General features: G+C 61.3%; 11 protein-coding genes. 1 reads left to right on the top strand and 10 read right to left on the bottom strand.

The annotated features are described in order from the left end of the window. Window positions 1-420: 420 nt before the first annotated feature. The 6 genes from AACV02_RS21350 to AACV02_RS21325 form a co-directional block, all read right to left on the bottom strand. Complete coding sequence (locus AACV02_RS21350; protein ID WP_119741854.1) at window positions 421-2,124, bottom strand: AMP-binding protein; 1,704 nt, start codon at window positions 2,122-2,124, stop codon at window positions 421-423. Between the two features lie 30 nt (window positions 2,125-2,154). Further along, window positions 2,155-3,453 (bottom strand): acetyl-CoA C-acetyltransferase, encoded by a 1,299-nt coding sequence (locus AACV02_RS21345; protein WP_119741851.1) that lies wholly within the window; start codon window positions 3,451-3,453, stop codon window positions 2,155-2,157. Continuing rightward, entirely contained in the window at window positions 3,450-4,340 is an 891-nt protein-coding gene (locus AACV02_RS21340; protein ID WP_119741849.1) for a MaoC family dehydratase, read from the bottom strand. Before AACV02_RS21340 ends, AACV02_RS21345 begins: the two co-directional genes overlap by 4 nt. Before the next feature lie 3 nt (window positions 4,341-4,343). Then, window positions 4,344-5,687 (bottom strand): 3-oxoacyl-ACP reductase, encoded by a 1,344-nt coding sequence (locus AACV02_RS21335; RefSeq protein ID WP_119741847.1) that lies wholly within the window; start codon window positions 5,685-5,687, stop codon window positions 4,344-4,346. Between the two features lie 148 nt (window positions 5,688-5,835). Next, window positions 5,836-8,361 (bottom strand): acyl-CoA dehydrogenase, encoded by a 2,526-nt coding sequence (locus tag AACV02_RS21330; RefSeq protein ID WP_119741845.1) that lies wholly within the window; start codon window positions 8,359-8,361, stop codon window positions 5,836-5,838. A gap of 279 nt (window positions 8,362-8,640) precedes the next feature. Continuing rightward, complete coding sequence (locus AACV02_RS21325; protein ID WP_106577849.1) at window positions 8,641-10,095, bottom strand: outer membrane protein transport protein; 1,455 nt, start codon at window positions 10,093-10,095, stop codon at window positions 8,641-8,643. A gap of 146 nt (window positions 10,096-10,241) precedes the next feature. Between AACV02_RS21325 and AACV02_RS21320 the strand changes: the two genes are divergently transcribed. After that, window positions 10,242-10,727, top strand: a complete 486-nt coding sequence (locus AACV02_RS21320) for a hypothetical protein (RefSeq protein WP_124417231.1) — start codon at window positions 10,242-10,244, stop codon at window positions 10,725-10,727. A gap of 101 nt (window positions 10,728-10,828) precedes the next feature. On the opposite strand, the gene praB is transcribed toward AACV02_RS21320, so the two are convergent. The 4 genes from praB to AACV02_RS21300 form a co-directional block, all read right to left on the bottom strand. Further along, window positions 10,829-11,314, bottom strand: a complete 486-nt coding sequence (gene praB, locus AACV02_RS21315; protein ID WP_106577847.1) for an alkane oxidation protein activator PraB — start codon at window positions 11,312-11,314, stop codon at window positions 10,829-10,831. Window positions 11,315-11,448: 134 nt separating this feature from the next. Next, entirely contained in the window at window positions 11,449-11,943 is a 495-nt protein-coding gene (praA, locus tag AACV02_RS21310) for an alkane oxidation protein activator PraA (RefSeq protein WP_119742801.1), read from the bottom strand. Window positions 11,944-12,077: 134 nt separating this feature from the next. Beyond that, the gene (locus tag AACV02_RS21305; protein ID WP_119741841.1) at window positions 12,078-13,358 is read right to left on the bottom strand and encodes an alkane 1-monooxygenase; all 1,281 of its coding nucleotides are present in this window, start codon (window positions 13,356-13,358) and stop codon (window positions 12,078-12,080) included. 258 nt (window positions 13,359-13,616) lie between these two features. Further along, window positions 13,617-14,615 (bottom strand): alpha/beta fold hydrolase, encoded by a 999-nt coding sequence (locus AACV02_RS21300; protein WP_119742799.1) that lies wholly within the window; start codon window positions 14,613-14,615, stop codon window positions 13,617-13,619. Window positions 14,616-14,786 lie beyond the last annotated feature (171 nt).

Genomic DNA, 14,786 nt, shown 5'->3' with positions numbered 1-14,786 from the left:
TGGGAGCGGGCTTGCTCGCGAAAGCGGTGGGTCAGTGCCAAAGGTGCAAACGGACAGACTGCATTCGCGGGCAAGCCCGCTCCCACATTGACCGTGTTCATCCAACGTAGCTCGCTGTGTAAACCCGATCCCTGTGGGAGCGGGCTTGCTCGCGAAAGCGGTGGGTCAGTGCCACATGTGCAAACTGACACACTGCATTCACGAGCAAGCCCGCTCCCACATTGACCGTGTTTATCCAAGGTAGCTTGCTGTGTAAACCCAATTTCTGTGGGAGCGGGCTTGCTCGCGAAAGCGGTGGGTCAGTGCCACATGTGCAAACTGACACATTGCATTCACGAGCAAGCCCGCTCCCACATTGACCGTGTTCATCCAGCGTAGCTTGTTGTGTAAACCCACATTTGGGCCGTCGTTACCTTCGAATCAGCGCAAGGCGCGGCGCAGCACTTTGCCCACGGTGGTCTTGGGCAACTCGCTGGTGCGGAACTCCACATACCGCGGCACTTTGTAACCCGTCAGGTATTCGCGGCAATGGGCGAGGATCTGCTCTTGCGTGAGGTTCGGGTCCTTGCGCACCACGATGATCTTCACCCTTTCCCCAGTGACGCCATCTTCCACGCCGACCGCCGCCACCTCGCCCACGCCCGGGTGCATGGCCACCACGTCTTCGATTTCATTCGGGTACACATTGAAGCCCGAGACCAGAATCATGTCTTTCTTGCGGTCCACCAGGCGGATATAGCCGCGCTCGTCCATCACACCAATATCACCGGTCGACAGCCAGCCCTCGGCATCCAGCACCTCGGCGGTTTCCTTGGGCCGCTTCCAGTAACCCTGCATCACCTGCGGCCCGCGCACTTGCAGTTCGCCTTGCTCACCGGTGTCGGCCAGCTCACCGTCCTCGCGGATAAAACGCACCCAGGTTGAAGGCAGCGGCACGCCAATGCTGCCGGTGAATTCCATCTCGCGCATGCGGGCGATATTGATCGGGCTGATGCTCACCACCGGCGAGCACTCGGTGAGGCCATAGCCCTCGATGATCGGCAGCCCGGTGACTTCCTTCCAGCGCTTGGCCACTGCCGTGTGCGTGGCCATGCCGCCGGCGATCACCATGCGCAGGGCGGAAAAGTCGCGCGCGCAGAACGCCTTGTTTTCGAGCAAGCCATTAAACAGCGTGTTGACCCCGGCGATGCCGTTGAAGCGCTCCTTGCGCAGGATCATCTGCACGCGTTTCACATCACGCGGGTTGGCGATCAGGATGTTGCGCCCGCCCAGGCACATGAACATCAGGCAGTTCACCGTCAGCGAAAAGATGTGGTACAGCGGCAGCAAGGTGACGTTGGTTTCCTGCTGGTCCTGGTCCAGTTGGTCGCCGACCCAGGCCTTGGCCTGCAACAGGTTGGCGATGATATTGCGGTGGCTGAGCATCACACCCTTGGCGTCCCCGGTGGTGCCGCCGGTGTATTGCAAAAAGGCCAGGTCGTCGAGGTTCATGGCCACCGGAAAGTGATTCAACACCCGCCCCTGTTTCAGCACCCGATTGAAGCGCACCGCGCCTGGCATGTTAAAAGCGGGCACCTGCTTTTGCACACTGCGCAGAATGAAATTCATCGCCGCGCCCTTGAAGGCGCCCAGCAAGTCGCCAATGGCCGCCACCACTACGCGCTTGACGCTGCTGCCGGCCACGACCTTTTCCAGGGTGTGGGCGAAGTTTTCGAAGATCACCACGGTCTCGGCGCCGCTGTCCTTGAGCAGATGCTTGAGCTCATGGGAGGTGTACAGCGGGTTGACGTTGACCACCACCGCGCCGGCCAGGATGGTACCCAACAGGCAGATCGGGTACTGCAAGCAGTTGGGCATCATCAAGGCCACGCGGTCGCCCTTCTTCACGCCCTGGCCCTGCAGCCACGCGGCAAACGCGATGCCTTGCACCTGCCAGTCGGCATAGGTCATTTCGGTGCCGATGCTGACGTAGGCGACGCGCTCGCGAAATTTCTCCAGGTGCTCAAGGAACACCTCGCGCAGCGACGGGTACTCCTCGATACCGGCCTCGATGTCCGCCGGCACGCCGGGCAGGTAAGCGTTCAACCAGATCCGTTCGGTACGTTCCAGGCTTACAGCGTTCATGGCAGTCTCCTTGTTGTTGTTTTTATAGCGCTACTTTTCGACGATGGCCGTTACACCCAGCCCGCCCGCCGCGCAGATCGAAATCAAGCCGCGCCCGCCACCATTGTCATGAATGGTTTTGGCCAACGCCGCCAACTGCCGGCCACCGGTGGCGGCGAACGGGTGGCCGCAGCCAAGCGAACCACCGTTGACGTTGATTTTGCTGCGGTCGATGGCGCCCAGCGGTGCGTCCAGGCCCAGGCGCTCACGGCAGTAATCGGCGTCTTCCCAGGCCTTGAGCGTGCACAGCACCTGGGCAGCAAACGCTTCGTGGATCTCGAAGAAGTCAAAGTCGGCAAAGCTCAGGCCTTCACGCTTGAGCATGCGTGGAACGGCATAGGCCGGAGCCATCAACAGGCCTTCGGTGCCGTCGACAAAATTCACCGCCGCAGTTTCGCCGGTACGCAGGTAAGCCAGCACCGGCAAGCCGTGTTCGGCAGCCCAGGCCTCACTGGCCAACAGCACCACCGAAGCGCCGTCGGTCAGCGGCGTGGAGTTGCCCGCCGTAAGCGTGCCGTTGTGGCGGTCGTAGGCTGGGGATAGCCCGGCGAGTTTCGCAAGGCTGGCGTCAGCCCGCAGGTTGTTGTCGCGCGTAAGGCCGCGATAAGGGCTGATCAGATCGTCGAAAAAACCACGGGTGTAAGCGGCCTCCAGGCGCTGGTGGCTGGTCAGGGTCAACTCATCCTGGGCCAGCCGCTTGATCTGCCAGCGCTTGGCCATTGCTTCACAGTGCTCACCCATCGACAGGCCAGTGCGTGGCTCGCCATTGCGCGGCAGCAACGGCTTGAACAACATCGAGGGGCGCACCTTCAGCAACGCCTTGAGCTTATCGCCCATGCCCTTGGCGCGGTTGGCGGCGAGCAAGGTGTGGCGCAGGGATTCGTTGATGCCGATGGGCGCGTCCGAGGTGGTGTCGCAGCCGCCGGCAATGCCGACGTCGATCTGGCCCAGGGCGATTTTATTCGCCACCAGCAACGCCGCTTCAAGGCCCGTGCCGCAGGCTTGTTGCACATCATACGCGGGGGTCTGGGGCGACAATGTGGTCGACAGCAGCGACTCGCGCGCCAGGTTGAAATCGCGCGAATGCTTGATCACCGCGCCCGCGGCAAACTCGCCCAGGCGCTGGCCGTGCAGGTTGTAGCGGTCAACCAGGCCTTGCAGGGCGGCAACCAGCAAGTCCTGATTGCTGTCGTGGGCATACACGCTGTTGGAGCGGGCGAACGGGATACGGTTGCCGCCGATAATCGCCACGCGTCGAGTCGGGGCCGGGTTGAAGCTGTAGTCACTCATTGACGGTTCTCATTCCAGACAAAAAGCCCACGCATATGCGGTTTATCGCCAGCCGCATTGCGCACTTCGAACTCACGGCGCGGGCCGGTCACGGGGCGATTCCACAGGGTGACCTGGCCGGGCAGGAAGATCGGCAGTTTGAAGTCGCAATGCGCCTGGGCGTGTTCCAGGCCGCCCGGCGGTTGCTGAGCGGCAAGTGCGCGGCCCAGGGTCCACATGCCATGGGCGATGGCGCGGCGAAAGCCAAAGATTCTGGCGCCGATCACCGAGGTGTGAATCGGGTTGAAGTCCCCTGACACCTTGGCAAACCGTCGGCCCAGGTCGGCCGGCACTGCCCAGCGTTGGCTGCGCAACAGCCCGTCTTCCTGCAACGTCAGCGCGTCTTCCCACGGCTCGCCGACCGGGGCTTTCACGTCACGGCGCAGGTACAGGCTGTCGCTCTGCCACACCAGCGCGTCGGCGCTGTAGGCCCGCGTGGCGATACTCAGCGCCTGGCCTTTGGGGTGCGCCACCCAGCGCTCGCACCACACTTGCAGGCGCAACGCCTGGCCTTCGTGCAAGCGCTGGTGCTGATGAATACGATTGGCCAGGTGCACCATGCCGCTGGCCGGATACGGAAAGCTCGGCCGTGTGAGCAGCATCAGGTGCAACGGGAACGCCAGCACGTGCGGATAGGACAGCGGCACGCCCTGCTCGCGCCGGAAACCACAGGCGTGGCCATACGCGGCGATGGCGCCGGCCGACAGCGCCACCGCCGAGCGCACCAGGCATTCCCTGGGCAGCAACGGCGCACCCTCAAGCTTGGGTTTGCGCAGCGCGCGCACGCCATCGAGCAACAGCTGGGTGCGCGACGGTGGCGGGTCGATGATCTGCGTCACGTAGTCCATGGCTCAGGCTCCCAGCAGGCTTTGGCCGCACACGCGTACGACTTGGCCGTTGACCCCGCCGGACGCCGGGTGCGCCAGCCAGGCAATGGTCTCGGCCACATCAATCGGCTGCCCGCCTTGGGACATCGAGTTCATGCGCCGCCCCGCCTCGCGGATCATCAGTGGAATCCTGGCGGTCATCTGCGTCTCGATAAAACCGGGCGCCACGGCATTGACCGTGACCTGTTGCGCTGCCGCCAACGGCGCCAGGCCGTGCACCAAGCCAATCACACCCGCCTTGGAGGTGGCGTAATTGCTTTGCCCCAGGTTGCCGGCAATGCCGGAGATCGACGACACGCACACAATGCGCCCGCCTGGGTTCAACCCTTGGTGGTGCAGCAACGCACTGCTCAACTGCAACGGCGCTTCCAGGTTGACCGCCAGCACACTGCGCCAGGCCGTCTCGGTCATTTTGGCAATGGTCTTGTCGCGGGTGATCCCGGCGTTATGCACCACCACATCGAAAGCGCCGTACTGTTCGACGTGCGCCTGCAACAGCGCGGCCGAGTCGGGGGCGGTGATGTCCAGCGGCAAGGCTGAGCCGTTGACACTGGCGGCAGCCTGCTGCAGCGCTGCATGGGCTTGGGGCACGTCCACGCACACCACGTGGGCGCCGTCGCGGGCCAGCACCTGGGCGATGGCCAAACCGATCCCACGCGAGGCGCCAGTGACCAATGCGCGGCGCCCAGCAAAGGGCTCATCCCAGTTGACGGCAACCTCGCCATCCACCGGTTTTTCCAGGCGCACGACCTGCCCGGACACATAGGCCGAACGGCGCGACAGAAAAAACCGCAGGCTGCTGTCCAGGGCGTCTTCGGCGCCCGGCGCCACATAGACCAATTGCACGGTGATCGCCCGGCGCAGTTCTTTTGCCAGCGAGCGCACCAGGCCTTCGAGGGCGCGTTGGGCGATGGCCTGGGGCAAGTCCCGGCAATGTTCGGGCGCAGTGCCCAGCACCACCACGCGGCCATGCTGACTGAGGCGCTTGGCGTTGGCGTGGAAGAATACATAGAGCTCGTCGAGCTGCTGCAAATCGAGCACCGCCGTGGCATCGAACACCGCGCCCTGCACCTTGACCGTGGACGGCGCCCGGAGCGTCGCTGGCGTGGCCGCGACGGTGTCGGTGGCGGCAAAAATCTGCTGCACCTTTGTGGATAACCGCCCTGCCCCGGCGACGATGACCGGGTTGACCAGGCCCTGCTGGCCGCTGCGATGGCGCTGCAATGGCAACGGCTGCGGCAGGCCGATGGCCCGGGCGAGGCGCCGGCCCCACGGGGAGTTGACGAAGGAAAGGTAGCTGTCACTCATAGTAAGCATTCACTCACAACACACACTGGCTTTATAAACCCGATGCCGGTGGGCGCTGGCTTGCCTGCGCTGCAGACGACTCGGTCGTTCACAGGCACCGAGGTGATGCCATCGCAGGCACGCTAGCTCCCACCTTGATCGTGTTCCCCTAGTTGACCGAGGCGTTTTCGCTTTGGGGTGTGCGACGTTTGGCGCTCGGCTCCAACGCTTGTTTGCGCTGCTGTAACGCCTCAAGCAAACCAAAGTCCTGCGGGAAGTCATCGACCTGGATGCCGTGGTCGGCGTATTCCACATAGCGGCCGAGCAAGGTGTCTTCCTCGTCGCTGATCAGGTCCAGCGCCCGCGCCTTGACGCGCCAGCCGCTGAACGCGGTGGCGGAAATCGGCATCGGTTCGATCAGGCCTTGCTTGACCGCCGACTTGAGGCGAGCGTCGATCAGCTCCACCTGCGGCAACAGGCGCAAGGCCAATTCGCCGTAGGCCAGCTTGTCGATTTCCGGGCGCGGGATGTAGGAATTGGCCAACAGGCGGTCGCGGGTTTCGCCTGGCGTCTGCACCACCTCAGCCACTTGGGCCAGCAAGCGATCCGACGGTTTGCGCAGGGGAATACCGAACGGAAAACTCAAGCCCCGCACCACTGCCGCAGCGGCGTTCGAGGGGTAGTTATCGAGCACTTCGGCCAGCGCTTCATGCGCACGTAACAGCGCATCCTGAGCGGCCCAGTGCACCAGCGGCAGGTCTGCCTGGGGCCGACCGTCGTCCTCAAAGCGTTTGAGCACGCAGGACAGGATGTACAACTGCGACAGAATATCGCCCAGACGCCCGGTGATACTTTCCTTGCGTTTGAGCGCACCACCGAGCACGCCCATGGACACATCCGAGATCAGCGCCAGCACTACCGACAGCCGATTGGCCTGGCGGTAGTAGGACGCCAGCGCAGGCTCGGTCTTGGCCGGTGCAGAAAGCAGCCGCCCGCCGGTCAGCGAATGCACCCCGGCGCGTACGGCATTGGCGACGACAAAGCTCACATGGCCGAACATCGCGCGGTCGAAGGCTTCCAGTGCCTGGCGCTGGTCCGGGTTACGCGCGGCTTCCATTTCGCGGAACACATACGGATGGCAGCGAATCAGCCCCTGACCAAAGATGATCAGGCAGCGGGTCATGATGTTCGCACCCTCCACGGTGATCGCAATCGGGCTTTGCTGGTAGGCACGGGCCAGGAAGTTATTGGGGCCCATGCAGATGCCTTTGCCGGCGACGATGTCCATGCCGTCGTTGACGATGATCCGCGCGCGCTCCGTGACGTGGTACTTGGCAATGGCCGAGATCACCGAGGGTTTTTCGCCGGCATCCAGCGACGCCACCGAGACCTTGCGCACCGCGTCGCAGGCATACAAATGCCCGGCCATGCGCGCCAGCGGCGCCTGCACGCCTTCGAACTTGCCGATGGGCAGGCCGAACTGCTTGCGCATGGCCGCGTAGGCGCTGGTGCCGCGTACCGCGACTTTGCCCAGGCCGACGTTGGCCGACGGCAGGGAAATCGCCCGCCCGGCTGCCAGGCATTCCATCAGCATGCGCCAGCCGTTGCCGACCTGTGCGCGGCCGCCGATCACCCATTCCAGGGGAATGAAGACATCCTTGCCGGTAGTCGGACCGTTCTGGAATACCGCGTTCAAAGGCCAGTGACGACGACCGCTGTTGACGCCCGGATGAGACGTTGGGATCAACGCGCAGGTAATCCCCAGTGAGCCCGCCTTGCCCAGCAAACCCTCCGGGTCTTCGGCGCGAAACGCCAGGCCCAGCACCGTCGCGATGGGGCCAAGGGTGATGTATCGCTTGTCCCAGGTCACTTTGAAACCCAGCACTTGCTCGCCCTCCTGCAGGCCTTTGCAGACGATGCCCAGGTCTGGAATTGCGCCGGCATCAGAGCCCGCATATGGGCTGGTCAGGGCAAAGCATGGGATGTCTTCGCCTCGCGCCAGGCGCGGCAAGTAGTAATTGCGTTGGGCGTCGGTGCCGTAATGCAGCAGCAGTTCAGCCGGGCCCAGGGAATTGGGGACCATCACCGAAATCGCCGCCGCCGAGCAGCGTGTCGACAGCTTCATCACCACCTGGGAGTGCGCATAGTGGGAGAAACCTTTGCCGCCGTATTGCTTGGGAATGATCATGCCCAGGAACCCGGCGTCCTTGGTGTACTGCCAGCCTTCGGGGGACATGTCCTGCCAGATCTGGGTGGTTTCCCAGTCGTTGGCGATGTCGCAGAGGGTTTCGACCTCGTTGTCGAGGAAGGCTTGTTCTTCGGCGCTGAGGCTGGCTGGCGCAGCTTTGAGCAGGCGATCCCAGTTGGGTTTGCCGCTGAACAGCTCGGCATCCCACCACACCGTGCCGGATTCGATGGCGGCGCGTTCGGTGTCGGACATGGCGGGCATGATCGTACGAAACAGGCCCAAGGCCTTGCTGGTCAACAGCGCGCGCCGCAAGGGCTTGAGCGTCAGCAGCAGCGCGGGCACCACCACCAGCAGCGCCGCAACGCTGGTGCCCAGACCGGCCACCACGTTGAACAGGTAACCAAGCGCCAGCCAGATCAGGCCAATGCCCAGCCACAGCGCGGCGGCGGCTTGTCGATACGCCAGGGCAATCGCTGCTGCGACACCCACTAATAACCAGATAACCATGGGGATACCTCTACCTAATCAGGGCATGGGCGATGCGCAGGTCGCTCGAAATGAGTGACGGCGTAAAGCCACACTACAAACTTGAAAAGACAAATTCAAATTTTGTTTTGAAATTTTTATTTAATGCCAAGGCTAAAAAAAACCAGGCTGAGCACGTCAGCCTGTTGAATCAAAAAATGCGCTGCTGCACAGGTCGCGAGCGCGAACTCCGCTTCGAGCCTCTGAACAAGGGCGCCAAGATGCGCTTGCCGCCCCTGTCCTCAACGCTGCGTGACGGCCTTAAAAGGCATAGGTTGCCGAAACAGCCACTACGTCACCGGACGATTCGGCCTTACCGTCCAGGCTCGCGGCGCCCAAGCGGTCCACGTTCTTGGTCTTGAGATTGACCTCCTGCACGAACTGATGGGAATACGCCAGATCCAGCGTCAAGCCTGGAATCGCCTTGACGTCGTAACCCGCACCCAGCGACAGGAAGTACCGGTCACCGTCCGGAATCCGCGGGTCGCGTGTAGAGTTGCGGGTCGGCGTCTGGTCGGACGCCACACCGGCACGCAATGTCAGCTCATCGGTCGCTTTGAAATCGCCACCAATGGAGTACATCCAGGAGTCGCGGTAGTTGTAGGGGATGGAAACGATCGTGTTGCCGTCGGACTTGAGGGTCAGGTCCTTGAAGGATGACCATTGGGTCCACACCGCACTCACACCCAGGGTCAGGCGATCATTGAACTGGTGCACCCAGTCCAGGCCCGCAGTTGCCGGGATGTCCAGTTGAGTGCTGGCATTGGCGCCGTCGGGCATCAATTTCAGCCCCGGATAGGCCACTTCCGGGATAGTCCCGGTACCGCCGAACGGGCTCGGGCCCGTCATCAGCTGATACGAGAAGGCGTCGGCGCGAATATTGTACTTGCCCTCCATCTTGTTCTTGATTTTAGCGTGGTAATTGAGGCCGAGGCTGTCTTGCTCGGTGGGTTTCCAGACCACCCCCGTGAACCAACCCACCGACGTATTATCGACTTTGACTCGAATCAGCGACGTGCCCAGGCCTGCCGGGAACGGAATACCGCCCAATTCAGACTTGGAGTTGGCAGCGGCGGCGAGCAAATCGATATTCTGGCTGACGAAGCCCTTACTGTGCTGAACGATCATCCCGGCACCGATGGACAGGTCATCGCGCACCTTGAATGACAAGGACCCGGTCAACCCTACCGTTTCAATCTTGGTGTCCACTGCAAAGTCACGCAACTTTGAGTCTTCGTTCCAGGTGGTGCGCATGCCCTGCGGTACGACTTGGGCCAGACCGAACGAAAACCGATCACCCAGCGGCATCACCATAAACCCGGTTGGGAGCCATGCAGTGAACCCACCCTGGCCGCCGTCGTTGTTGTTCACCGTGGTCAGCGCGGGGTCGAAAGTACCGTCGGGGTTAAACGGTGTATTGGATACCGGGTTGCCCTGGTAATCATTGGCCTGGCCTTTGTACTTGATCTTGATCCGCGCGTAATCGACGGTCATTTGTGCAACGTTATGGTCAACAAAAGCCATTGCCGCCGGGTTGTTGAACGCCGAACTCGGGTCGTTCTTGAACAACGAACCACCACCGAACGCCCGCCCCCAGCCCGGTGCGCCATACGTCGGCGTGGAAAAACCGCCGGCTTGCACAGGCACGGCCACCATCAGCCCGCCCATCAACGCCAACCCCAGTAACGCCTGTACCTGTTGTTTTTTATTATTCATGAGGCACTCCTTATTGTTATCACACTGAGCCGGCCCAGCCGTCTCGTCTTTCTGTTCGTTCATTCAGGGACGCGTTTCACGTTGTGCGCGCCCACGCGCTAACGCGTTGATGTCTTCAAGGGTTAATCGTGAGGGCAGGTGAAGGCTTGAAGTTGAAAGCCGTAACCCTGCAGGTGGCGTTCACCGTGTGTGGGCTGGCAATGCTGAACGTGCCATCGGCGGCACTCCATTGTGTGGTCAGCACACTTGGCGTCAGGCAGCTGTCATACGGAAATTTTTCGGTAAAGCCAGAAAGCGTTGCGGTGGTGGCATTTGTCGGCACCAGTGTCCACGGCAAGTTCAATGGGCCGGAAATACCACACAGCGCATTACCGGTGAACGTGGCGCCGGTGATCGTTGCGCTTGAGCCGTCCGCCGCGACTTGGCCACTGAGTGTCATCGTGCATGGCACCGGGGTAAACACCAGCAGCTTTACCGCGGTGGCGATTGAGCCCGAGGCGGTAAATGCAGCGCCCGCCGGGGCAAAGGTGGCTGCGCCTGCAATGGACGAGACAGCGCCCAGGGTGAATAACATCGAACCCAGGAGGGCTGTTTTTTTAAGGCTTTGCATTGTCATGTTCCCCAGACAATAAGTACCGTACCCAACCGGCTCCGCCGGTGGTTTTCCCGCAGCCGGCGCCTCACGCGAGGCACCGGCCTTTCAACGGGTGATCAGCCCTTTGGAGTCACGCGCTTACGGGTTAACCGTCAGCGTTGGCGCCACAACACTCAGGGACACCACGGTGCAGTTGCCACTCAGCGATTGATTGCTGGCCGACAGGGTTTTGCTGGCCGCAGTCCACGCCACAGCGATAGGGGTAGGACCGCAGTTGGTGGAAGGCAGCGAGGTGATCTTGTAGCCGACGTTGGTCACGGTGCCGGTGGTGCTGGTTGCAGCGGTCAGCACCCAAGGCAGGTTGGTCAGCGTCGGCAAGGCGCAGAGACCGCCGCCGGTCAGCGAAGCACCGTTGATGGAGGCCACGCCACCGCTGACGTTGCCGCTAAAAGTGATGCCGCAGGTGACGGCTGCACCGAACGACGAGGGCGACTTCACAACGATGGTGCCAGGGTTGGTCGTGAACGGACCATCCGGGGTGATAGACGCCGCACTGGCCATCGAGGCGGCGCCAAAGCACAGAGCAAAAGAAGTTGCACAAACGAGGGTCTTCAAGCTTTTCATTGTTTTTCCTCACATGTTATGGCGAGTCATTTCGCCAGGGGTAATGGCCATGATCGAGAGGTCACGGTGAAACTGCAGAACTTCCCTTTCCAGCCAAATCTCAATTCAATTACCGCTGCATCTTTTTAATCTGTTTATTCGACCACTTTGAAGGTCGGCGGCATCGTGATCGACACCGTTTTGATCTTACAGTCTTCGCCAATCGGAACATTGGTGGCCTCCAACTTTCGGGTGGCGTTGTCCCACGTTCCATCGGCCGTAGAAGGCCCGCACTTGCCGCCCAGGCCAAAGGCGTGAACATCGACGCTGATCTTTGACATGGAACCGCTTTTGGTGTCTTTGGCAACTAACACCCAGGGTAAGTTGGTGGCCTCGACGCGGCTGCATTTAAGGCCGCCGTCGAATTCAACTTTATCGACATTCACCGATGAACCATCGGCCGCGACCTTGCCGGCTACCTTGATAGTGCAATCGGCGCTGATCAGCGCACCCTTGGAAAAGCTGATCGGGCCCTGGGCCGTAAAGGCGCTGCCGGCCGGCTCGATGCGTGCGGCCTGGGCCTGGTGGTAAACGATCAGGCCCAGTGCGGCCAGTATGATATGCGCGGTGAACGTGGCAGGGCTGTGCATCATGAACGTCGTTCCCTTGAAGTTATTGTTGTAGGGTCAAACAACTTTCTTGGCATAAAACCGATAAACCCTGGGCGATAAAAACCGGCGCGATGCACAGATCCCGAGTTCACCCGCGGCTGTTTTAATTCACCTCAAAACGGCTTGGCGCTGTTGCTGTACTTCTCCAGGTACTTCAAACGTTGTGACGGTTGAAGATTGGTCAAGGTGATATCGCCGGCGTAATGATTCAACACGCGATGGTCCATGCGACGTCGCCACAAGTACGGTACATAGGCCCACACAATCATGCTCGCGTAACCATAAGGAAGTTGCGGCGATTCATCAAAGTGGCGCAATGACTGATAACTACGGGTGGGGTTGGCGTGGTGATCGGAATGCCGTTGCAGTTGAAACAGAAAGATATTGGTGACAATACGGTTACTGTTCCACGAGTGCCGCGGCGAGCACCGTTCATAACGACCGTTGGGCAACTTCTGGCGTTTAAGCCCGTAATGCTCGACGTAGTTAACTACTTCCAGCAACGAGAACCCGTAGATGCCCTGAATGATCAGAAAAGGAATCACTGCCGCGCCGAGCCAGGCAATCATCGCGCCCCACAACACCACGCTGTACATCCACGCGCCGAGTACGGCGTTTTTCCAGTGCAGTGCCGGCAGGCCGAGTTTGCGCAGGCGTTCGCGCTCCAGGTTCCAGGCCGACACCGCGCTGAACCACACCGAGCGCGGCAGGAACGCCCAGAAACTCTCACCCAGACGTGAGCTGGCCGGGTCTTCCGGTGTGGCCACGCGTACGTGATGGCCACGGTTGTGTTCGGTGTAGAAGTGCCCGTAGAAGGTCGGCGCCAGGGTGACCTTGGCCAGGAACACCTCCAGTGGCTTGGGCTTGTGCCCCAGCTCATGCGCGGTGTTGATTGCAATGCCGGTGGCGGCGCCGGTAGACATCGCCATGCCAAGGTAGGTGAACCAGGTGATCTCACCGTGCAACTGGGTGCGCGCGGTAATAAACGCTGCGGTCTTCGCCAGCCAGCTCGACGGATCAAGGCTAGCCGTGGCGTTGAGCAGGCCGCCGTTGATGATCCAGTCGATGCCACCGGCGGCCAGCCAGCCGGTCACCACCACCGAGGTGATCACGAACACCACGCCGGTGTAGACGATCCAGCGGTAGTAGCTTTGCGATTCAAGGTGGCTGACGGCGGATTCTGGCGGGTTGCTGACGTCTTCACCGAGCAGGCCGTCGATCAATGGGATCAAGCCGAAGATCACCAGCACGCCGACCCACCACAATTGCTGCACGCCCGTGGTAATGGCCAGGGCGCCGGAGAGCAATGGGGTCGCCAGAGGCATGATGCCCAGCCACCACAAATGACGTTTGCCGTCGGTCCAGACGGTAGAAGTGACCAGAGTCTGATTCATGGCAGCCTCCGGACGAGACGGCTTGGAGATGCGATAAAAGGCGTTTTTTTCATTATTTTATTCGCTCTTAGGCACTTCAAAAATTGTTTCAAATTACACATTGAAATAATTTTTTTAAATAAATAGCGCGGAATCGTTAGGTCGTCAACTAGTTTCTCGAAGGCTTTTTGACGTGACTGACCAGTCTGTTTTTCAGCCGTTTGGTCAGGTGTCTAAAGCAGGCATCGACGCCGTTGTACCGCGAGTCGGGTAACACCATTATTTGCTCGCCAAGGCAAATGGCGGATGCAGCACGGTGGCGCTTTGCGGTGGGCGAACACGCTTGGCTACCTGCTCCACCAGCGCGGCCACGCGCTCTGTGGCGGTAATTGGCAGCATATGGCCGCGCCCCTCCACCACCTGCATCTTCAGCCCGGGCACTTTGCTGGCCAAGGCCTGGCCGTGCTTCTGGAAGTCCAGCACGTTGTCGCGCGCGCCATAGATCAGGCCGATTGGCAGGGTCAGTTGCGGGTAGCGCTTGACCATGTCCGGCAGGTGGTCGTTAACCGTATTGATCTCGGTGGAGGCCGCGTAGAAGTTGTCTGGACGCATCCCCAGCAGCCCGCCTCCTCGCGTGGCGAAGTCTGACGGCGCGGCGTCGGGGGCGAACACGCCTTTCACCACCGCGCCTCTGGTCAGCAGGCCGACGGGCACGGTCAGGGTGTGGGACATCCACCGTCGCAACCAGGCCGGGCGCACCGCCAGGGACAGGAACACCGGCGGCAACATACGTTGGGGATGCGTCAGCGGCGCCACCAGGATCAGCCCGGACACCGCGTGGGGATGGTCAAGCGCCAGCGCCAGCGAAATCGCCCCGCCGAGGGAATGCCCCAGCACCAGCGGTTTATCCAGGTCCAGCGTTTTGATGAAGGCCGCGATTTGCCGAGCCTGGGCCGGCAGGTCTGCTGGGGTACCGGTTTGCCGGGTCGAATAGCCCGAACCCGGGCGGTCCAGCGTGATCACGCGAAAACGCTCACGCAACTGGGCGGACAAGGCATAGGTCAGGTTGCGACTGCTGCCCATCAGCCCGTGAATCATCACCAGCGGCGGGCCTGCACCCTCCTCGACATAATGAAAGCGCTCGCCATCGACCTCGACGAAGCGCCCATTGATCGGAACAGTGGCTTCTATACGCCGCGTCATCCAGGCACTGAAGCCCCACAACAGCGCGCTCGCCACCCCTAACACACCCGCAGCGACAACCCATTCAACAGCCATAGCTCGGTCCTCTGCTTCCCTGCCGCTGGCGACCTGACCGGTATTGATCAAGGCCTCAGCCATCGTCCACACCCTGGACCTAAACTTCATGCATACCGTGCTCGTCCGTCGGACAAGTCGCACATGCGGAACAAGGTCCTAGCGTAGGCGAAATTTTCAGGTAGATTATTT

It is taken from the genome of Pseudomonas sp. Larv2_ips, from assembly GCF_963879675.1.
Lineage (GTDB): Bacteria > Pseudomonadota > Gammaproteobacteria > Pseudomonadales > Pseudomonadaceae > Aquipseudomonas.
The sequence above is the reverse complement of the archived record's forward strand: the minus strand, read 5'-3'. Positions and strand labels throughout refer to the sequence as shown.